At 69.9% G+C, this 19036-nt stretch carries 16 protein-coding genes; 8 read left to right on the top strand and 8 right to left on the bottom strand.

What is annotated here, in order from left to right; translation table 11 throughout:
• Positions 1-76: 76 nt before the first annotated feature.
• Both ACQP2E_RS20265 and ACQP2E_RS20260 read left to right on the top strand, forming a co-directional pair.
• Positions 77-955: a fumarylacetoacetate hydrolase family protein gene (locus tag ACQP2E_RS20265; protein ID WP_433824483.1), complete on the top strand. Its 879-nt coding sequence runs from the start codon at positions 77-79 to the stop codon at positions 953-955.
• A gap of 9 nt (positions 956-964) precedes the next feature.
• The gene (locus ACQP2E_RS20260; RefSeq protein WP_433824482.1) at positions 965-1768 is read left to right on the top strand and encodes a fumarylacetoacetate hydrolase family protein; all 804 of its coding nucleotides are present in this window, start codon (positions 965-967) and stop codon (positions 1766-1768) included.
• Positions 1769-1881: 113 nt separating this feature from the next.
• On the opposite strand, the gene ACQP2E_RS20255 is transcribed toward ACQP2E_RS20260, so the two are convergent.
• Positions 1882-3255, bottom strand: coding sequence for an IS701 family transposase (locus ACQP2E_RS20255; protein WP_433824481.1), 1374 nt, complete (start codon positions 3253-3255; stop codon positions 1882-1884).
• Between the two features lie 217 nt (positions 3256-3472).
• On the opposite strand from ACQP2E_RS20255, the gene ACQP2E_RS20250 reads away from it, so the two are divergent.
• On the top strand, positions 3473-6664 hold the full coding sequence (locus ACQP2E_RS20250; RefSeq protein ID WP_433824480.1) for a BTAD domain-containing putative transcriptional regulator: 3192 nt from the start codon (positions 3473-3475) through the stop codon (positions 6662-6664).
• Here ACQP2E_RS20250 and ACQP2E_RS20245 read toward each other — a convergent pair.
• A complete protein-coding gene (locus ACQP2E_RS20245) occupies positions 6648-7397 on the bottom strand; it encodes an ABC transporter permease (RefSeq protein ID WP_433824479.1) in 750 nt (249 codons plus the stop codon). The genes ACQP2E_RS20250 and ACQP2E_RS20245 overlap by 17 nt on opposite strands.
• Complete coding sequence (locus ACQP2E_RS20240; RefSeq protein WP_433824478.1) at positions 7394-8323, bottom strand: ATP-binding cassette domain-containing protein; 930 nt, start codon at positions 8321-8323, stop codon at positions 7394-7396. Before ACQP2E_RS20240 ends, ACQP2E_RS20245 begins: the two co-directional genes overlap by 4 nt.
• A gap of 196 nt (positions 8324-8519) precedes the next feature.
• Between ACQP2E_RS20240 and lon the strand changes: the two genes are divergently transcribed.
• Positions 8520-10823, top strand: coding sequence for an endopeptidase La (gene lon, locus ACQP2E_RS20235; protein ID WP_433824477.1), 2304 nt, complete (start codon positions 8520-8522; stop codon positions 10821-10823).
• A 4-nt stretch (positions 10824-10827) separates the two neighbouring features.
• Here lon and ACQP2E_RS20230 read toward each other — a convergent pair whose 3' ends face one another.
• Positions 10828-10977 carry a hypothetical protein gene (locus tag ACQP2E_RS20230; protein WP_433824476.1) on the bottom strand — a complete coding sequence of 50 codons (150 nt, stop codon included), beginning with the start codon at positions 10975-10977 and terminating at the stop codon, positions 10828-10830.
• Here ACQP2E_RS20230 and ACQP2E_RS20225 point away from each other — a divergent pair.
• The 3 genes from ACQP2E_RS20225 to ACQP2E_RS20215 all read left to right on the top strand — a co-directional run bounded on the left by ACQP2E_RS20225 (position 10976) and on the right by ACQP2E_RS20215 (position 13172).
• On the top strand, positions 10976-11686 hold the full coding sequence (locus ACQP2E_RS20225) for a (2Fe-2S)-binding protein (RefSeq protein ID WP_433824475.1): 711 nt from the start codon (positions 10976-10978) through the stop codon (positions 11684-11686). The two genes, ACQP2E_RS20230 and ACQP2E_RS20225, sit on opposite strands and share 2 nt — an antisense overlap.
• Before the next feature lie 74 nt (positions 11687-11760).
• Positions 11761-12288 (top strand): PAS domain-containing protein, encoded by a 528-nt coding sequence (locus ACQP2E_RS20220; protein ID WP_433824474.1) that lies wholly within the window; start codon positions 11761-11763, stop codon positions 12286-12288.
• On the top strand, positions 12285-13172 hold the full coding sequence (locus ACQP2E_RS20215; RefSeq protein WP_433824473.1) for a methyl-accepting chemotaxis protein: 888 nt from the start codon (positions 12285-12287) through the stop codon (positions 13170-13172). The genes ACQP2E_RS20220 and ACQP2E_RS20215 overlap by 4 nt, the downstream gene beginning before the upstream one ends.
• On the opposite strand, the gene ACQP2E_RS20210 is transcribed toward ACQP2E_RS20215, so the two are convergent.
• Entirely contained in the window at positions 13159-15252 is a 2094-nt protein-coding gene (locus ACQP2E_RS20210) for an ATP-binding protein (RefSeq protein WP_433824472.1), read from the bottom strand. The genes ACQP2E_RS20215 and ACQP2E_RS20210 overlap by 14 nt on opposite strands.
• A 190-nt stretch (positions 15253-15442) precedes the next feature.
• On the opposite strand from ACQP2E_RS20210, the gene ACQP2E_RS20205 reads away from it, so the two are divergent.
• Positions 15443-15799, top strand: a complete 357-nt coding sequence (locus tag ACQP2E_RS20205) for a hypothetical protein (protein WP_433824471.1) — start codon at positions 15443-15445, stop codon at positions 15797-15799.
• On the opposite strand, the gene ACQP2E_RS20200 is transcribed toward ACQP2E_RS20205, so the two are convergent.
• The 3 genes from ACQP2E_RS20200 to ACQP2E_RS20190 form a co-directional block, all read right to left on the bottom strand.
• The gene (locus ACQP2E_RS20200; RefSeq protein WP_433824470.1) at positions 15747-16787 is read right to left on the bottom strand and encodes an SMP-30/gluconolactonase/LRE family protein; all 1041 of its coding nucleotides are present in this window, start codon (positions 16785-16787) and stop codon (positions 15747-15749) included. The genes ACQP2E_RS20205 and ACQP2E_RS20200 overlap by 53 nt on opposite strands.
• A 340-nt stretch (positions 16788-17127) precedes the next feature.
• Positions 17128-17994, bottom strand: coding sequence for a polysaccharide deacetylase family protein (locus ACQP2E_RS20195; RefSeq protein ID WP_433824469.1), 867 nt, complete (start codon positions 17992-17994; stop codon positions 17128-17130).
• A 51-nt stretch (positions 17995-18045) separates the two neighbouring features.
• Positions 18046-18915: a hypothetical protein gene (locus ACQP2E_RS20190; protein ID WP_433824468.1), complete on the bottom strand. Its 870-nt coding sequence runs from the start codon at positions 18913-18915 to the stop codon at positions 18046-18048.
• Between the last annotated feature and the right edge of the window lie 121 nt (positions 18916-19036).

Raw genomic sequence — 19036 nt, 5'->3', positions numbered from 1 at the left:
TTCTTGACACGGGCCTTTCCCGGCGGGCACGCTTTTCGTGAAAGCTACTTTCGCTTAGTGAGAATCGGATGATGCGATGCGCCTGGTGACATTCGACGAAGGCCGGGTCGGACGGCTCGAGGACGGCGACGTTGTCGTCGAGCTCGACTGTGCTTCGACCCGCGAGTGGTTCGAGCGTGAGGGTGCCGTCGGCGAGACCGGGGAACGGCTCGCCCTCGCCGACGTGCGGCTGCGGGCGCCGATCGTGCCGAAGAAGTTCTTCCACACCGCCGGCAACTTCGCCGCGCACCACGAGGAGCTCCAGGCGGTGAACTGGTCGCATCCCGTACACAAGGGGATCGTGTTCTTTCAGAACGTCGACGCGATCATCGGCCCGGACGACGACATCGTGTACCCCGAGGGCCTGACCAGCGAGCTCGACTACGAGCTGGAGCTCGGCGTCATCATCGGCAAGCCCGGCAAGTGGTTGAGCCCCGAGGAAGCCGTCGACCACATCGCCGGATACCTGGTTTTCAACGACATCACCGCCCGCGACATCCAGCGCCGCGAGATGCAGTCCGGCGTTTTCTCGTTCTCCAAGGGCATCGACACGTTCTGCCCGATCGGCCCGTGGATCGTCACGGCCGACGAGATCGCCGACCCGCACAAGCTCGCCATGGAGCTGCGGGTGAACGGCCAGGTCCGGCAGACCGGCAACACCGACCAGCTGCTGCTGTCGATCCCGCACCTGGTCGCCCACCACTCGCCGCAGGGGTACTCGGCCGGCGACATCATCACCACCGGCACGATCTCGGGCGTCGCGGCGATCCAGCCGAACCCGTTCGACTTCTACCTGCGTCCGGGCGATGTGGTCGAGGCCGAGATCGAGGGTCTTGGCGTGCTGCGCAACCGGGTCGTGCCGTGGAGCGCGGCGCACGACACCGTGCCGTACACCAGTTCGCTCTACACGGACTGAGGGCGGGTCATGCGGTTCGCGACTCTCGACGGACGCCTGGTCCTGACCCGCGACGGGCAGGCTCTGGACGTGCCGTTCAACGATCCTCTGGCCCGTTTCGACGAGGTGCTGAAATGGGCGGCCGGCGCGGACTGGCCGGCGGCGGTGCCGTTCACCGTGGATCAGCTCGGCCCGCCCGTTCCGCAGCCCCGGCAGGTGTTCGCGGTGGCGCTGAACTACCGGCCGCACGCTGCCGAGGCCGGTTACCAGGCGCCGGCCGACCCGCTGCTGTTCACCAAGTTCCCGTCCTGCATCACCGGGCCGATCACCGAGGTGACGCTGCCGCAGGGCAAGCCGGACTGGGAGATCGAAGTGGTAGCGGTGATCGGCACGGGTGGTTCCCACATCCCGGTTGCGCATGCCTGGGAGGCGGTCGCCGGGCTGACCCTGGGGCAGGATCTCTCCGAGCGTGAGCTGCAGATGCGCGGCAAGCCCGCACAGTTCTCGCTGGCGAAGTCGTTCCCGGGCTTCGGCCCGACCGGCCCGTTCCTGGTGACACCGGACGAGTTCGCCGACCGCGACGACATCGGCTTCGAGTGCTTTCTGGGTGACGAGCGGGTCCAGCACGGCCGCACCAGCGAAATGATCTTCCCGGTCGCGGAGCTGGTGGCCCGGATCTCAGCGGTCTGTCCGTTGCTGCCCGGCGACCTGATCTTCACGGGGACCCCGGCGGGCGTGGGCAACCGCCGCAATCCGCCGAGGTATCTGCAGCCGGGCGAGACCCTGATCAGCCGGGCCGAGGGCATCGGCGAGATCCGCCAGACGTTCCGCTGAGGCGCCGGAGCCACGGCTCGGTCCTGGCGCCTGCTCACCGGCGGGGGTGGCAGGTGGATCTTGAGCGATTCTTGACCTCCTGAGGTGGACTTGAGTTTCGCCATCTTGGTGATCTAGGCGGTGGCTTGTTCCCAGGCCAGACAGACGTCGTGGATTTGTTGGGGTGTTGGCTGGCCACGGTTGTGTCCAAGAATCCTGGCGGCGATCATCACGCGGCGTAGCTGGACGATCATGTCGAGGTAGGCGGGCCGGGTTTTGGTGCGGTACCAGGGTGCTTCGGCGCGGCGGGCGGTGACGGTGTCGGTGCCGTGTAGGTGGTACCAGACGATGATCAGGCTTTGGGTGATCAGGCCGAGCGGGACAGTGCGGTCGATCGCGGTGCGGGTGCGGTTGCGGGCTTCGCCGACGCCGGTGAGCTGTTTGGCGTCGGCGAACGCGACTTCGATGCTCCACCGAGCGGCGTAGCGGCTGATGATCCGTTCGGCGCTGGTGTGTAGGTCGGTGGTGAACACGGCGATGCCGTAGCCGCTGGTCATGGCGTGGTCGCGGAGCAGGATGACCCGGATGGCGCGGGAGCGGTAAACGCCGTACCACAGGCAGACGGTGTCGGCGAGGGTGACCGTGTCGGTGCGTCCGTAGCGGGCCACGGTGGCCTCGCGCCAATGGGTGTCGGGGTGGGTGGCCAGCTGTGTCGGGGTGCCGATGCGCTCGCCGATGCGTTTCGGGCGCCCGCTGCGTCCGGGGACCGGGGTGGCGATCCAGTGCAGTGCGGTGTTGGCGCGTAGCCGGGAGGTCAGGGTGACATCGTCGGGCAGGCCACGGTGCTTGGCCGCGCCGAGGGTCGCGCCGGACGCGCCGTCGGCGCCGGCGTACCAGCAGTCGGCGACCACGTCGAGGTGCCGGCCGGGACACGCCTGGGCGATCATCGTGACCAGGCGGCCGGCCAGGGCCTGTTTCGACTGCTCGGCCGCTGTCGAGCCGGGGGTGTGCAGCCAGAGGGCGAACGCGATGGGCAGGCAGACCGGCCGATCCAGTAGCGGCAGCTCCAGCACGATTCCGGCGACGACCCAGCAGTGTCCCCACCGCTGCCGGCTGTCTTTGGCGCCCTTGGTCTTGGTCGCGGCGTCGTGATGCCAGCCCGCCCCGGCCACCCGGCGACCCGAACGGGTGAACAAGGTGTCATCGACCGCGATCAGCAGCTCGGCCTGCGGCGGCACGAGTAACCGCACGACCAGCGTCAGCAACACCATCGACACCTGATCCACCGACCACACCGCCCGGGAGAAGAAGCGGTGTGCTCTGCAGTGATGCCAGGCCTGGGACAGGCCCGCACCGATCAGCATCCCGGTCACCGTCCGCCGCTGGGGCCGGGCGACCATCCCGGACACCAGCATCGTGAACGTGGCAAACGTCGGCGCAGTGAAGCACGCCCGGAAGTGGCACAGCAACCAGAACCAGGAGCCGGGTAACGTCGTAATCGGGAGCATCAACGAACAGCCTTTTTAGCGGAGGGCACGTTCGTTGATGCTCCTTCCTGTCGATCCGCCTACCGCCCGCCCCGGCGGACACCCTGTCCGCCGCCACCCGAACGATCCCCAAAATGGCGAAAGTCGAGAGGTGGAAAGTCGCTCAAGATCCGGGGTGGATTCGGTGTGACGCCAGCGCCGCGGAAGGGTGTCGGACCCTCGTGGCAAGATCTGGCGCGTGCGGATCGGGGTGCTTGGATCGTTTGAGGTTCGTGGGGGTGACGGCGTTCTCGCCGACATCCCGGGCGCACGGCTGCGTGCCCTCCTCGTCGCCCTGGCTCTCGATCCCGGGCGCGTCGTCTCCAAAGCCACCCTCCTCGACTGGATCTGGGGCGACCACCCACCCGCCGACGCCACGAACGCGCTGCACCGCCTCGTCTCCCGGCTGCGCAAAGCGCTGCCCGACGGGCTGATCGAGGGCCACGCCGACGGTTACCGGCTCGCCGTCGACCCCGATGCCGTCGATGCCGTGCGCTTCCAGCGGCTCATCACTGCGAGCCGGGCTCGCGACGCCCTCAACCTGTGGCGCGGCGCGCCCTTCGCCGACGCCGGCCTGCCGGACGGCATCATCCGCGACACCACTGTCGCCCGGCTCGAGGAGCTGCGGCTGACCGCGCTGGAGGACGTCGGGACGGTCACCGAGCTGACCGGTCTCGTTGCCGAGCACCCGATGCGGGAACGCCTCGCCGCCGCACTGATGCGCGCTCTCGTCGCCGGCGGGCGGGGGAACGAGGCGTTGCTGGTCTTCGAGCGTACGAAAGAGGCCCTCGCTGACGCGCTCGGCGCCGACCCCTCACCGGAGTTGGCCGCGCTGCACGTGGCGTTGCTGCGTGGCGACCTCGGCCGGCCCGAGCAGGACCGGCGGACCAACCTGCGCGCCGAGCTGACCAGCTTTGTCGGCAAAGCTGACGACATCGCCGCGGTCCGCGAGCTTGTCGCCGGGCGGCGGCTGACCACGCTGATCGGGCCGGGCGGCTCCGGCAAGACACGGCTCGCCACCGAGACCGCGCGGACGCTGGCCGGCGACCTTCCGGACGGCGCCTGGCTGGTGGAACTCGCCGCGATCGCGGCGGGCCCGGCCGGCGGCCGCGAAACCCCGAGCGGCCGCGACAACCAGGCCGGCGGCGACGGTGATGTGGCGCAGGCGGCGATCACTGCGCTGGGCCTGCGTGACGCGCTGCTCGCCGCGTCGCCGCACACCGACCTGACCGACCGGCTGATCAGCGCGATCCGGGAGCGCAAGATGCTGCTCGTGCTCGACAACTGCGAGCACCTGATCGAGGCAGCGGCCGATTTTGCCCATCGCCTGCTGGGGGAGTGCCGGCGGCTGCGGATCCTCGCGACGAGCCGGGAACCACTCGGCATCACCGGTGAGGCGCTGTGGCGGGTCGAGCCCCTCGCGGTGCCCGTCCGGGACGCCACCGCCGAGGAGATCGAGGCGTCTCCGGCCGTACAGTTGCTGCTCGAACGAGCCGGCGCGGTGGGAACGGACCTGGCGCCCGATCGTGCCGTCCTGGCGCGCGTCTGCCGTGCGCTCGACGGCATGCCCCTGGCGATCGAGCTGGCCGCGGCCCGGCTGCGCACGATGTCGCTCGACCAGCTCGCCGCGCGGCTCGATGACCGATTCCGATTGCTCAACAAGGGCAGCCGCACCGCGCAGCCGCAACATCGGACATTGCGCGCGGTCGTGGACTGGAGCTGGGAGCTGCTCACCGAGGACGAGCGGCGGGTGCTGCGCCGCCTGTCCGTGTTCAGTGGCGGGGCGAGCCTGGAAGCTGCCGAGCGCGTCTGCTCCGGCGGCGGCGTCGAGCCGGACGACGTGCTCGAGCTGATCACCTCGCTGGCCGAGAAATCGCTGCTGGTCACCAGCGCGACCGCGGTGCCGCGGTACCGGATGCTCGGCACGATCCTGGAGTACGCCGCCCAGCGGCTCGCCGAGGCCGGCGAGCAGGAGTCGGTGCGCCACGCGCATCTCGCCTGGTTCACCGAGCTGGCCGAGACCGCCGAACCGCATTTGCGCCGCGCCGACCAGCTCGAATGGCTCGCCGTCCTGGAAGCCGAGCACGACAACATCGGCGCCGCGATGCGCGGCGCGCTGGCCGCCGGCGAGGCGTACGCGGCGATGCGGCTCGCGGCCGGCGCCGGCTGGTACTGGTGGCTCAGCGGCCGCAAGGCCGAAGGCGCCGAGCTGATCACCGCAGCTACCGAGACGTCCACTGAGAAGTCCACCGCGACGCCCACCGAGAAGTCCACCGCGACGCCCGGCGAGAAGTCCACCGCGACGCCCGGCGACGTGCCCGACGAGATCCGGGCGACCGTCTACGCACTGGTTGTCCTCTACGCCGGCTCCGGCCGCGCCGACGAGCACCAGGCCGCCGAGTGGATCAACAAAGCGTTCGCGCTCCGCCGCACCATCGACAAGCCCGGCCCGCTGCTCAACCTCGTCGTCCCTCTCGAACGCCTCCTGCAATCCCCCGAGGCCTCCCTCCCGGCCTGGGAAAACCTTCTCCAGGACCACGACCCTTGGGTACGCGCACTGGCCCGCCTCCACCTGGGCAAGACGCGGATCAACCTCGGCCAGGCCGGGCGTGAAGCCGACGAGTACCTGGAGACCGCGCTCGCCGAGTTCCGGGCACTGGGTGAACGCTTCGGGATCTACTTCGCCCTGACCGAGCTGGCCGACCGCATCGCCACCCGTGGTGACCTCGCGACAGCGTGCGACCACTACGAACAGGCGGTCACCGTGGTGACCGAGGCCGGCGCCATCGAGGACGTCATCGGGCTGCGGGCCCGCCAGGCCCAGCTGTACTGGCTGCTCGGCGACGAGACGGCCAGCGCCGCCGCGCTCGCCGAGGCACAACGGTGCGCCCAGCGGGTCACCTGGCCCGACGCTCTGGCGGAGCTCGCGCTCACCCGAGCCGAGCTGGCCCGCTGGCGTGGTGATCTCCTCGAGGCGCGCGGCCAGCTCGATGCCGCCACGGCGATTCTGGGCGACAAGGCGGACCAGCCGACGGTACGCGCGTTCACCGAGAGCCTCCTTGGCCTGCTCGCCGACGACCTCGGCACGGCCCGCTCGCACCACGCGTCGGCGTGTGAGGCTGCCGCCGAGGCGGGGCATGCCGCCCTGATCGCCGCGATCCTGGTCGGCGTCGCGGACCTGGCTCTGCTGTCCGGGTCGGAGGTTCAGGCCGCGCGGCTGCTGGGGGCGAGCGCCGGGATGCGCGGGCTCCAGGACGGCTCGAACCCGGACGTGGCACGCATCGAGCGGGCAGCACGGAACCGCCTCGGCGACGATGGGTTCGCCGAGGCGGTTCGGGACGGCCGGTCACGTGACTGGCGTCAGCTGGCCGGGGTCACGCTCGCTTCTTGAACGTGCGGGACGCCCAGAGATAGCCGACCAGGGCGATCCCGATGCACCAGGCCACGGCGGCCATCAGCGCGCCGGTGTCCGGTGTGCCGTTGAGGAAACCGCGCAGGCTCTCGATGATCGGGGTGAACGGCTGGTACTCGGCGAACTGCCGCACACCGGCGCCCATCAGCTCGGCCGGCACGATCGCGCTGCTGAAGAACGGCAGCATGACCAGCGGCACCGATGCCAGACCCGCCGTCTCCGGCGACTTCGCGGCCAGGCCCAGCGCCACGGTCAGCCAACTGGTCGCCACACCGAGCAGCAGGACCACACCGAGCACACCGAGCCAGTCGAGCGCGCTCGCCGACGGGTCGAACCCGAGCAGGAACGCCACCGCCACCAGCGCCGCGATGGCGATCAGGTTGGTCAGCACGCTGGCGACCACGTGACCGTTGAGTACCGCTCCCCGGGAGACGTCCATGGCCTTGAACCGGTTGATGATGCCCTTGGTCATGTCCACGTTCACCGAGGTGGCGGTGGCTCCCAGCCCGTAGCAGACGGCCAGCAGGATCAGCCCCGGCGTGGCGTAGTCGATGTAGTCGACGCCGACGTTGAACGCGTCACCGAACACGTAGACGAACATCAGCATCATCACGATCGGCATCAGGACCGCGTTGAACAGCGACGTCGGGTTCCGGGTGAGGTGCTTGAAGTCACGGCGCAGCATGACGAGCGAGTGGGACTTCGTGCTCATTTGGCTGCCTCCGCGGTGCGGCCCGTCAGGGCGAGGAAGACGTCGTCAAGGTCGGGGGTGTGCACCGAGAACTCCTCGGCGCTGAGCTGGTGGCCGGCGAGCCGGTCGAGCAGGGCGCGCAGCGAGCCGGTGCCGCCGTCGCTGGGGATCCGCAGCGTGAGGGCATCGGCGTCCTGCTGACCGCCGGGGAAGATCCGGGCGGCCGCGTCCAGTTCGGTGATCGAGGTGAACCGGAGCCGGACGTGGGTGCCGCCGATCTGGCGCTTCAGCTCGGCGGGCGTGCCCTGGGCGACCAGCCGGCCGTGATCGAGCACTGCGACCCGGTCGGCGAGCTGGTCCGCCTCCTCCAGGTACTGCGTGGTCAGGAAGATGGTCACCCCGTCGGCGACCAGGTCACGGATGATGTCCCACATCGTGCGGCGGCTGCGCGGGTCGAGCCCGGTCGTCGGCTCGTCCAGGAAGATGATCCGTGGGTTGCCGACAAGCGTCATGGCCAGGTCCAGCTTGCGGCGCATGCCACCGGAGTACGCCGACACCGGCTTCTGCGCGGCTTCCGACAGTTCGAAACGCTCCAGCAGCTCGGAGACGACGCTGCCGCTGACGTTCTTGCGGCTGAGGTCGACCATCAGCTGGAGGTTCTCCTGGCCGGTCAGCAGTTCGTCGACGGCGGCGAACTGGCCGGTCACCCCGATCAGGGCGCGGACCGCTTTGGCGTCGGTGGTGATGTCGTGGCCGGCGACGCGTACCGTCCCGGCGTCGGGGGTCATCAGCGTGGTCAGCACGTTGACGGTGGTGGTCTTGCCGGCCCCGTTCGGGCCGAGCAGGGAGAAGATCGTTCCGGCCGGGACGTCGAGGTTGATGCCGTCGAGCACCACCTTGTCGCCGAAGGCCTTTCGCAGCCCGGAAACCTCAATCGCTGAACTCATGGCGGTAACGATGGGCGCCGGCGCTGACACGGCGCTTTCACGGCTCTGACACGCCTGCACACCGCTGGATCACCGAGCTGGTGCGTGTCGGTCGACCGTCCGGTTGCCGGGGTGACTTTCGCTGACAGTGAACGCCGGAAGAGACGGGGGCACTGCGCAGTTGAGCCGCTTGTACTCAACTTCCCGGAGGTACCCGATGTCCAGCAAGCGACTCCCCGTGTTGTTCCTCGATGACATCGTCCTGCTCCCGGGCATGGTCGTGCCGGTCGAACTGGATGAGAACGCCCAGGCGGCCGTCGACGCCGCCCGGACCTCCGCCAACTCCGAGCTGCTGATCGCACCGAGGCTTGAGGACCGTTACGCCTCCTACGGCGTGGTGGCCACCGTCCAGCGGGTCGGCAAGCTGCGCGGCGGCTCACCGGCCGCCGTTCTGCGTACCGGCGTGCGGGCCCGGATCGGCAGCGGCGTGACCGGTCCCGGCGCGGCGCTGTGGGTCGAGGCCGAGCCGGTCCCGGTGGCCGCGCCCGGCGAGCAGGCCCGTGAGCTTGCCGCCGAGTACAAGAAGCTGGTCGTCTCGGTGCTCCAGCACCGCGAGGCCTGGCAGGTGCTCGACTCGGTCAGCGCCATCGACGACCCCGGCGACCTGGCCGACACCGCAGGCTGGGCGCCGTACCTCGCCAACGACCGCAAACGCGAGCTCCTGGAAACCCCGGACGTCGAGGCCCGGTTGCGCCTGCTCATCGAGTGGACCAAGGACTTCCTGGCGGAATCCGAGGTCAACGACAAGATCGAGACCGACGTACGCGAATCGGTCGAGAAGCGTAACCGCGAGTACCTGCTCCGCGAGCAGCTCAAGGCGATCCGCAAGGAACTCGGCGAGGGTGAGGCCGACGGCACCGACGACTACCGCGCCCGGGTCGAGGCCGCCGAGCTGCCCGACGCGGTACGCGAAGCCGCGCTCCGCGAGGTCGACAAGCTCGAACGCGCCGGCGACCAGAACCCCGAGGCCGGCTGGATCCGCAGCTGGCTCGACACCGTGCTGGACCTGCCCTGGGCCGCGCGTACCACCGACAACACCGACCTGTCCGCCGCCCGTGCCGTGCTCGACGCTGACCACCACGGCCTCGACGAGGTGAAGGACCGCATCGTCGAGTACCTCGGCGTCCGTGCCCGCCGCGATTCCCGTGGCCTCGAACTCGTCGGCGGCCGGGGATCCGGGGCGGTCATCCTGCTGGCCGGCCCGCCCGGGGTCGGCAAGACGTCGCTGGGTGAGTCGGTCGCGCGTACCCTCGGCCGGAAGTTCGTCCGGGTCGCCCTGGGTGGCGTCCGCGACGAGGCCGAGATCCGCGGCCACCGGCGTACCTATGTCGGTGCCCTTCCCGGTCGCATCGTGCGGGCGATCAAGGAGGCCGGCTCGATGAACCCGGTCGTGCTGCTCGACGAGGTGGACAAGGTCGGCAGCGATTACCGCGGCGACCCGGCCGCGGCGCTGCTCGAGGTGCTCGACCCGGCGCAGAACCACACGTTCCGCGACCACTACCTCGACCTGGACCTGGACCTGTCCGACGTGCTGTTCATCGCGACGGCGAACACCCTGGAGACCATCCCGCAGGCGCTGTTCGACCGGATGGAGCTGATCACGATCGACGGCTACACCGAGAACGACAAGGTCGCCATCGCCCGGGACTTCCTGGTGCCCCGGCAGCTGGAGCGGGCCGCCCTGGAGCCCGGCGAGGTGACGGTCACCGAGGACGCGCTGCGCGAGATCGCGGCGAACTACACCCGCGAAGCCGGCGTGCGGTCGTTCGAGCGGCTGCTCGCCAAGGCGTTCCGCAAGGCCGCGCTGGGTGAGCTGCCGGCCGCTGTCGAGGCGAACGACCTGAAGGACCTGATCGGACGGCCGCGGTTCACACCGGAGTCGGCCGAGCGTACGGCGGTCCCGGGTGTGGCCACCGGCCTGGCCGTGACCGGGATGGGTGGTGACGTCCTCTACATCGAGGCGTCGCTGCTGCCCGGCGACAAGGGTGGGCTGTCGGTCACCGGCCAGCTCGGTGACGTGATGAAGGAGTCGGCGCAGATCGCCCTCTCCTACGTGCGGGCCAACGCCGGCGAACTCGGCATCTCGCCGGAGCAGCTCGACCACCCGATCCACCTGCACGTGCCCGCCGGTGCGGTGCCGAAGGACGGGCCGTCAGCGGGCGTCACGATGACGACCGCGCTGGTCTCGCTGCTGCTCGGCCGCAACGTGCGTGCCGAGGCAGGGATGACCGGCGAGGTCTCGCTGACCGGCCGGGTCCTGCCGATCGGCGGCGTGAAGCAGAAGCTGCTCGCCGCCCAGCGCGCCGGTCTCACCGAGGTGTACCTGCCGCAGCGCAACGAGCCCGACCTCGACGAGGTCCCGGAGGACGTGCTCGCCGCGCTGACCGTGCACATCGTCTCCGACGTGCGCGACATCCTGCGTACCGCGCTGGAGCCGCAGCTGTCGGTGGTCTCGGCCTGAGTCGTCACACCGCCGCGGCCCGGAGTTCCCGGGTCGCGGCGGTGTGCGAAGGTTCGGGTGTGCCGAAGAGGATTTCCGCTGCCGCGCTGGCATTCGGAATGCCGGCGGCCCACAGGACGAAATCTTCGCTGCGCCGGGGGGCGGTGTGAGTCATGGACGACGCACTGCGGGTGGCCGCGCGGATCGGGCCGTACTTCGTCTGGGAACCGTTCGACGGTGACCCGGAGTTCCGGCCGATCACCGAGCTGTCCGATCCCGATCGGCTGACCGCCCGGGTCGGCGCGGCCCGGGACATGCTGGCCCGGATGGGTGGCCTGCCCCGGGAGGACCTGTCCGAGCGGGTGGTCGCGTCGACAGTGTTTCTCGGCCTGGCGGCGCGGCTGGTGTCGGCGCCGCTCGCGGCAGCGGTCGTCGGCGGAGCCATCCCGCTCGTGACCGGGCCCCGGGTGTTGTGGCGCCCTGCGGACAGCGGGCTGATGCCGGTGGCGTACCGAAATGTGGGTTTTGAAGGGTGTGCCGGGTCGGAAGCCGGCGCGATCGCGGCGGCCTTGACCGGAACCGTGGTTAATGATCTTGTGAAGCCGCTGCTCAGCGCGTTTCGGGAGCGGTTCGTGCTGTCGCCCCAGGTGCTGTGGGGCAATGTGGCGTCGGCGCTGGGCGGGGCTCTCACCATGATCTCGACGGAACGCGCCGCGGCCGTCGTCGGGGCGATGCTGACGCAGGGCTCACTGGCCGGAACCGCCACGCTGATGCGTCCCGATCCGTCGCGGGAGCGCTGGTTGCTGGCGCGCAACAACTGCTGTCTCTATTACCGGATCCCCGGCGGCGGCACCTGCGGAGACTGTGTGCTCAAAACTCGGTGAAATGAGCCGATTGGGCGGCATTCGAACCCCTCAGCAGCGATCATGACAGCAGCGATCGACAATGCTGAGGGACGATGAGAGCTGCGCGAATTCAGCCGACCGGGGTTGAGCGTTCGTTCGAGGACCACGAGATCATCGTGACCAAGACCGACCTCAAGGGCATCATCACGTACGCCAACGACGTGTTCCTGCGTCTGTCGGCGTTCCCCGAGGAAGAAGTCATCGGGAAACCGCACAACATCATCCGGCACCCGGACATGCCGCGTGCGGTCTTCAAGCTTCTCTGGGACACCCTCGGCCAGGGCGAGGAGATCTTCGCGTACGTGGTGAACATGGCCGGTGACGGCGCCGCGTACTGGGTTCTCGCGCACGTCACGCCGTCCCGGGACGCCAGCGGGCGGGTGATCGGTTATCACTCCAGCCGGCGGCGCCCCGACCGCCCGGCCGTCGACGCGGTGAAACGCCTCTACGCCCGGCTGCGCGAGGAGGAGCGGCGTACCGACCTGAACGCGTCCTGGCAGCTGCTCCAGGACGAACTGGCCGGCCGTGGTCAGACCTATGAGGAGTTCGTCTGGGACCTGACCCTGGGAGCGACGAGATGAGCGACGACATCCTGTCCATCATCGAGAAGGTCTGCACCCGGGTGGCGGCCGGCGACTTCGAGAACCGGGTGCCCAAGCTCGGCGACGACCCACAGGCCGAGGCGACCCGCCAGGCGATCAATCGCGTCCTCGACGTCACCGACGCGTTCGTCCGCGAGTCCGGCGCGGCGCTGACCGCCGCCGCGGACGGCAGATTCCACCGCCAGTTCCTGCCGCGCGGCATGCGGGGCGCGTACGCCCACTCCGCCGTCACCATCAACCGGGCCGCCGACGCGATGCGGGTGAAGGTGGAGGAGATCGAGCAGGCCAAGGCCGCTCGCCTCGGCCTCGCCGGCGAGCTGGAGTCGGCCGTGCAGTCGGTCTCCGAGCAGCTCGCGACGGCAGCCACCGAGATGGGTGCGACAGCGAACGGCCTGTCCCAGTTCGCCCGGGACGCGGTCGCCGACGCCGAGCAGGGTCTCGGCTCGGTCGGCGCGTTGCGCGACTCCTCCGACCAGATCCGCAAAGCCGTCAGTTTGATCACCCAGATCGCGTCGCAGACCCGGCTGCTGGCGCTGAACGCGACGATCGAGGCAGCGCGGGCGGGTGAGGCCGGCCGCGGGTTCAGCGTGGTGGCGAACGAGGTGAAGACCCTCGCGACCGAGACCGCCTCGTCGAGCGAGAGCATCACGAACCAGGTCTCGACCGTGCAGGACTCGGCGCAGGGCGCGATCCGGGTGCTGGAGTCGGTGACCGCGAGCATCCGCCAGATGAGTGAGCTGGTCGACGGCATCGCCTCCGCGGTCGACGGCAACCGGGAACCCGGTCAGCCCGGCCTGTCCCAGCTCGCCGAGGTGCTGCGCGCCGAGGTCACCCGATTCGTGGCGAAGGTCAGGGCTGACTGACCGGCACCTTCACCGAGACCACCGTGCCGGTCGGCTCGTTGCCGTCCAGGCGGATGCTGCCGCCGTGCAGGTTCACGATGGTCCGGGCCAGGCTCAGACCCAGCCCGCTGCCGGGAATCCCCTGGTGGCGGACGTTGCTGCCGCGGAAGAACCGGTCGAACACCCGGGCGCGCTCGTCGGTGGGCGTACCGATGCCGGTGTCGGTGATCCGCAGTTCGGCGGCGTCCTCGCCGGCGTCCAGGGTCACCACGATCCGGCCGTCCGGCGGGCTGTAGGTGGCGGCGTTCGACAGCAGATCGGTGACGACCTGCCGCAGTCGCTCGGCGTCCCCGCGGATCGGGAGCCGTGGCGGCGCCTCCAGGACGATCCTCAGCCGGCTGGTGTCGCGCGCGTTGTCCACGGCACCCCGGACCAGCGCCGCGAGGCAGAAATCAGTCATCTGCAGGCCGAGGTGGCCCGAATCCAGACCGGCCAGGTCCAGCAGATTATCGATGATCCTCTGCAGGGTGCCGGTGTTACGAGAGATCGTCTGGATCATGTGCTGCTGCTCGGGATCCAGGGTGGCCGCCTCCTCGACCAGCACCTCCGCGTTCGTGGTGATCGACGTGAGTGGCGTACGCATCTCGTGCCCGACCAGGTCGATGAAGTCGTTCTGCGCCCGGGTCAGCTGACGGGCCAGCTGCTCGGCGTGCCGCAGCGCCACGAAGACACCGATCTGCGACGCGACCCCGTCGAGCAGCACGGTCAGCAGGTCCTCGTGGAGTTCCGGTGACCCGGCGTAACAGGTCAGCACCCCGAGCAGCGTGCCTCCGTCGCGGACCGGGACCGCCAGGACCGTACGAATGCCGCGCCGCAGGCAGACCTCGATGCGCGCCTGCTCGACCGGGCTGGGAACGTATTCGGTCGCGGCGATGTCCGGAACCCACAGCGGCTCGCCGGTCTCCCACACCCGTCCGGTAATCCCCTTGCCGCATTCCGGAGTGTGCCCGAAGAACCCGTCGTCGACCGTCTCGGCGTCCTCGTAGAAACCGGCCGAACGCAGGTCACCGTCGGTTTCGTCGATCAGGAACAGCTCCGCGTACGGCCAGCCCAGCGTCGTCGCCACCGACTCGAGAACCTCGGGCGCCGCGTCGGCCGCGGTGGCCGAGGCCCGCAGCACCTGTTCGACGCGGCGGTGGCAGTCCCGGAAGTTCTGGGCCCGGCGCATCGCGGTGACCTCGTGCGCCACCGAGACCGCGCCGAGCGGCCGGCCGCCGGTCCCGGTGATCGGCCGCGCGGTCGTGGAGAAGATCCGGGTCCGATGCCCCGGAACCGTCGTGAGAACGTCGGCGGCGCTGACGTGCTCACCGCGCACCGCCCGCATCAACGGGGTGTCGTTCCAGTTCAGCGGCGTGAGGTCGGCGCGGCGCAGGATTCCGTCGACCGCCCCCGGGAAGTCGGGCAGCGGATCGTGCGGCGGGTGCCCGATCACCTCGCGCAGAGCGCCGTTCATCAGCACGATTCGCCCGGTGTCGTCGGCGACGATCACCCCGACGGAGAGGGCGTCCAGCACGGTCGTGGCCAGTGCCGAGTCCAGCGAGTCGGGTGCCGCGGGCCGTACCAGGGCGGCGATCTCGACGAGGGTGGTCAGCTGCTCGTCGGTCCAGCGCCGGGGCACTGTGTCGAAAACGGTCAGCGAGCCCAGGGGCTGGTCGCCGGCGTCGCGGACCGGGACGCCGGCGAAGGCGCGGATCCCGTACTCGGTGGCCAGCAGGTGATCACGCAGCTCGGCGGACTCCTCGGCGAGCAGGTCGCCGGAGAGGACCGGATGATCCTGGCTGACGACGTATTTGCAGACCGAGTACGACAGCGCGGCGTGCCCGGTCCCGGCGAGCGACTCGGGGAGGTGGTGCACGCCCGCGAAGTGTTCCTCGTCGGCGCCGATGAGGGTGACCGCCGCCATCGGCGCTGCCAGCAGCCGGGCCGCCAGCCTCGCCACCGCGTCGGCCGGCAGGGGTGAGGCAGGCAGAAGTCTTCGCGCCTGTTCCACCGCCACCAGCCGCGCCGGGTCGCGCAGCACCGATTCGTTCACCAAAGTCATTGCCGACTGTCCTATTCGTCCGGAGAGCTATCGGAGTCCTTGCCAAGGGGCAACGACCGATATCCCGCCGGACTCACGCCGAAACGACCGAAGTCGCGTCAATGGCTGGAAGTCACTCGTAAGGCGACATCCACCGCGCATTTCGCGGAACCCGGGAACTGAACCGGCCTCCGCTGCGACTATCGCCAGCGTGTCCCTTCCTGACCTTGCCGCGTACGCCCCGCATCGCACGCTGCCCGACGCCGATTTCGAGGGCACGGCCGTGCCGGGGCTGCGTGCTGACTTCTACCGCCGCGCCGACGGCGACCGGATCGCCTCGGTCGGCCGATATACCTATCAGGGCCGCGACGTGCTGATGGCCTGGGGTTTCGTCGACGAGAAACATTGCCGCCGGCACGCCGTGCATCACCCGGACCACGGCTGGCAGAGCGTCGTCGACGGCTGCCCGGACGTGCGGTTCGTCCACGACGAGGGCGAGGTCGTCGGGCTGGAGGTCAGATCGCCGGCGGGGGAGTGGTTGCCAGCACGGCCACATCGTCCTCGGTGAGGCTGCCGATCACCACGACGCCGTCCCGCTCGGCCACCGAGGTCACAAAACCGTAGGAACCGTCGGTGGCCCGCAGGTCGTGAACCCTCTTGCCGTCCAGGTCGAAGGCCATCACCCAGGCGATCGGCACGGCCTTGGGACGGATCGCGTCGGGCAGGTTCCAGACCAGCATCCGCAGGAATCCTGGCAATGGCAGCAACCGGTCGACGAGGGGGTTGCGCGGCGCGGCGATCGCGACCCAGACCAGGCCGTCGCTGCCCAGCGACATGTTGTCCGGAAAGCCGGGCAGGTTCTCGACCAGAATGTCGGTCGTCGTGCCAGTTGTCGTGTCGGTCGTCGTGCCAGTCCTTGTGTCGGTTGTCGTGTCGCCCAGCCGGTGCCGCCGGATCCGATAGCCGGTGGTCTCCGCGATCAGCAGGAACGACTCGTCCGGCGCCAGCACCAGGCCGTTGCCGAACTTCAGGTCGGCCAGCAGCGTGGTCACGGTCCCGTCCGGATCGCGGCGCAGCAGCCGCCCGGTACAGCTGTGCTCCAGAACGTCCCCGACATGATCGTCGACATCCCATCGGCTCGTCGACGTCGTGAACCAGATGGTCCCGTCCCGCCCTTGCACGACATTGCTGGCAAACGTGAGCTTTTCCCCGCCGACTCGATCAGCAAGAACCCTGACGATGCCGTCCGCGCCCAGCTCCAGCAGCCCTCGGTCGTGATCACAGACCAGCACGCCGCCGTCGCCGAGCGGCCACACGCCGAGCGGCCGCCCACCGGTCTCGCCCAGCACACCGCGATCCCCGGTGACCGAATCCAGCCACACGATCCGCCCGTCCCGAAGCCCGGTGACAACCCTCCCGGCCTGGTCGAACCGCACATCCTCCGGCCCGTGCCCACCCGTACCCAGCCGTCGCACAACGATCAGCGGCCCGGTCGGCCCAGGATCATCGACACGCGGCGGCATCCATCGGCGAGGACGAATCAAACGACGACCCATGCGCTAAGACTCACCCCTCCCCACGATCAAGAGCAAGATCAAACGCCGGTCGCAGCGGGGCGCGGGGTGCAGACCGCCGCTCACACCGAGGGCCGCCCAGCGACTTCGCGGCGCTGCCCGTCGAGGTCTTGACGGTGCTCGGTCAGCCCGCCCGGCGCCCCGTGCCGGCGCTTGGCGGTGTGCCGGTGGATCAGGCCAGCGCCGACCGCACTGAGTGGAGGAAGGCGTCGCGTAGCGTGTCCAGCTCGGGATGAAATCGGCTGCCACCGCGATGAACCGTTCCAGCTGGGTCAGCCGCTCACTGCGCGTGCGGGCTCGGCCGGCGGGTCCTGGCTGGGCGTCAGGTCAGCAGCTCGGAGAGGGTGACCGGTTGCAGGCCGCGCTTCGTCAGGCCGGCGAGGATGATCGGGAGGGCGTCGTCGCTGAATCGGGCGTTCGCCTCGGTCACGTGCATGATGATGATCGAGCCGGGCTTGACCTGGGACAACACGGCGTTCACGACCGGTTTCGCGGAGCGGGCGAAGGGATCGCCGCTGACGACGTCGCCGTCGATCACCGTGACGCCGAGCGGTGCGAGAGCCCGCAGCGCCGCCTGGTCGTGGCAGAGGCCGGGGAACCGCATGTAACGGGTCTGCCGCCCGCCGAACGGCTCCAAGGTCCGGAAGGTCTTCGCCACGTCCTCGGTCATCGCGGCGGCCGGCAACCGTGGCAGGCCATAGCAGTCGCCGGTGAAGGCCGCGTGCTCGTAGGTGTGGTTGGCGATCTCGAACAGTGGGTTCTCCGCGATGCGGCGGGTCAGTTCGGGATAGACCTCCGCCCATTGGCCGGTCACGAAGAACGTCGCCGGGATCTGCTGTTTCTCCAGTGTCCTCAGCATGGTCCGGTTGGCGTAGGAGGACACTTCGCCGCTGCGCAGCCGTGCTTTCATGGCATCGGTCATGTCGGCGTCGAAGGTCAGCGCCACCTTCTTGAGGTCGCGGGAACCGTGATTCACCACAGCCGGCAGCTGCCCTGCGGTAACCGCCCCGGGCACCACCAGCGGCGCCGATTCCACAATGGGTGCGGCCGGTGCCGGCGATTCCACGACGGGCGCGGAGGCGGCCGGTGGCGAGGTGGGCGCGGTGACGGGTGCGGGGGTGGGCGCGCCGCAGCCGGACAGGGCCAGCACCGCGCCGATGGCGATAGCCCGCCGTCGATCAATGAACACCCGAGCGAGCATGCCACCACCGCGCCACCCCTGGCCGGAGGCGAAGGTGGGTCAGGGGACCCGTGCTGCCGGGCCGTTCGCTCCGGTGTCGGTGATGGTGGTGATCGGTTGTCCGGCGTCCGGGTCGTCGGACGGCAGCCAGAAGTCGACCGCCGTGCGTACCGTGAACGGGTCCTGTGGCGCGCACCGCGCCGAGGTGCCGGGGAAGAGCGAGGCGGCGTTCGGCGCCGGCGCCGCCACCACGACGACCGTCACGGTGCCGCCGTCGCGGGAGGCCACCACGGCCTGCGGCGTGCACTGGATATGGTGTGCCACCAGCACGGTCACCTGCCGGTCGGAGGTGCTGTACTGCCGGACCGGGACCGCTTCGCCACCGGGCACGCCGGCGTCGGCGAGTTGCGGGGCGGCATCGGTGGAGACTACCGTCATCGCGGCCGGGCCGTGCACCTGGTCGACGTGCTCGGTGAACTTCCCGGACGCCCGCTCGACCGGAGTGGCCGGCGCCGGATTGTGGACGAGGACCGGTACGACGGCGAGCGCCGTGAGCGCCGCGAGCAGGAAGACCCCGCCGCCGAGCGACGGCCGGGGCACGGTGAATTCTCGCCGTGGCGGGGTGTCACCCGGCGTCATCATCGGGTCCGGCGCGGGGGCGGGCGCCTGCTCGGGGCGATTGCTGCCGTACGCCACCAGCACCCGGACCAGGACGCCGCCCAGCACGATGAGCAGAACCTCGACCAGCACGAACAGCCAGTTCAGCCGGGCCGCGTGATAGGCGAGGAAGAACAGCAGGAGTACGAGGTACGCCGCCTCGGCCACCATGGCGACCCGCTGGCCGGGCACACCGGACCCACCGAGACGGCGCAACCGGACCGCCGTCACGACAGCGACCACCGCGCCGGCCACCACCAACAGAACACCCATGCGCCCGCCCTCCACCCGACCCCGTACGTGATCACATGGTGGGGGCCGTGGGCAAACCGCCAGGTGGTGGCTGGGCGTGAGGACGAGCTCCCGCTCATCGCAGGCCTCCGCGGGCCGATTA

The sequence above is a fragment of the Actinoplanes sp. CA-015351 genome, from assembly GCF_050955685.1.
Taxonomy (GTDB): Bacteria; Actinomycetota; Actinomycetes; order Mycobacteriales; family Micromonosporaceae; genus Actinoplanes.
Note: the sequence above shows the minus strand (reverse complement) of the source record. Positions and strands in the feature narration are given on the sequence as shown.

What these genes read in the sequence shown, in the direction of transcription:
- ACQP2E_RS20220 (WP_433824474.1), top strand. Translation starts at nt 11,761, where the DNA reads ATGAGAGCTGCGCGAATTCAGCCGACCGGGGTTGAGCGTTCGTTCGAG.
- ACQP2E_RS20190 (WP_433824468.1), bottom strand. Translation starts at nt 18,915, where the DNA reads ATGGGTGTTCTGTTGGTGGTGGCCGGCGCGGTGGTCGCTGTCGTGACG.
- ACQP2E_RS20255 (WP_433824481.1), bottom strand. Translation starts at nt 3,255, where the DNA reads ATGCTCCCGATTACGACGTTACCCGGCTCCTGGTTCTGGTTGCTGTGC.
- ACQP2E_RS20260 (WP_433824482.1), top strand. Translation starts at nt 965, where the DNA reads ATGCGGTTCGCGACTCTCGACGGACGCCTGGTCCTGACCCGCGACGGG.
- ACQP2E_RS20230 (WP_433824476.1), bottom strand. Translation starts at nt 10,977, where the DNA reads ATGACTCACACCGCCCCCCGGCGCAGCGAAGATTTCGTCCTGTGGGCC.
- lon (WP_433824477.1), top strand. Translation starts at nt 8,520, where the DNA reads ATGTCCAGCAAGCGACTCCCCGTGTTGTTCCTCGATGACATCGTCCTG.
- ACQP2E_RS20210 (WP_433824472.1), bottom strand. Translation starts at nt 15,252, where the DNA reads ATGACTTTGGTGAACGAATCGGTGCTGCGCGACCCGGCGCGGCTGGTG.
- ACQP2E_RS20215 (WP_433824473.1), top strand. Translation starts at nt 12,285, where the DNA reads ATGAGCGACGACATCCTGTCCATCATCGAGAAGGTCTGCACCCGGGTG.
- ACQP2E_RS20245 (WP_433824479.1), bottom strand. Translation starts at nt 7,397, where the DNA reads ATGAGCACGAAGTCCCACTCGCTCGTCATGCTGCGCCGTGACTTCAAG.
- ACQP2E_RS20200 (WP_433824470.1), bottom strand. Translation starts at nt 16,787, where the DNA reads ATGGGTCGTCGTTTGATTCGTCCTCGCCGATGGATGCCGCCGCGTGTC.
- ACQP2E_RS20240 (WP_433824478.1), bottom strand. Translation starts at nt 8,323, where the DNA reads ATGAGTTCAGCGATTGAGGTTTCCGGGCTGCGAAAGGCCTTCGGCGAC.
- ACQP2E_RS20225 (WP_433824475.1), top strand. Translation starts at nt 10,976, where the DNA reads ATGGACGACGCACTGCGGGTGGCCGCGCGGATCGGGCCGTACTTCGTC.
- ACQP2E_RS20265 (WP_433824483.1), top strand. Translation starts at nt 77, where the DNA reads ATGCGCCTGGTGACATTCGACGAAGGCCGGGTCGGACGGCTCGAGGAC.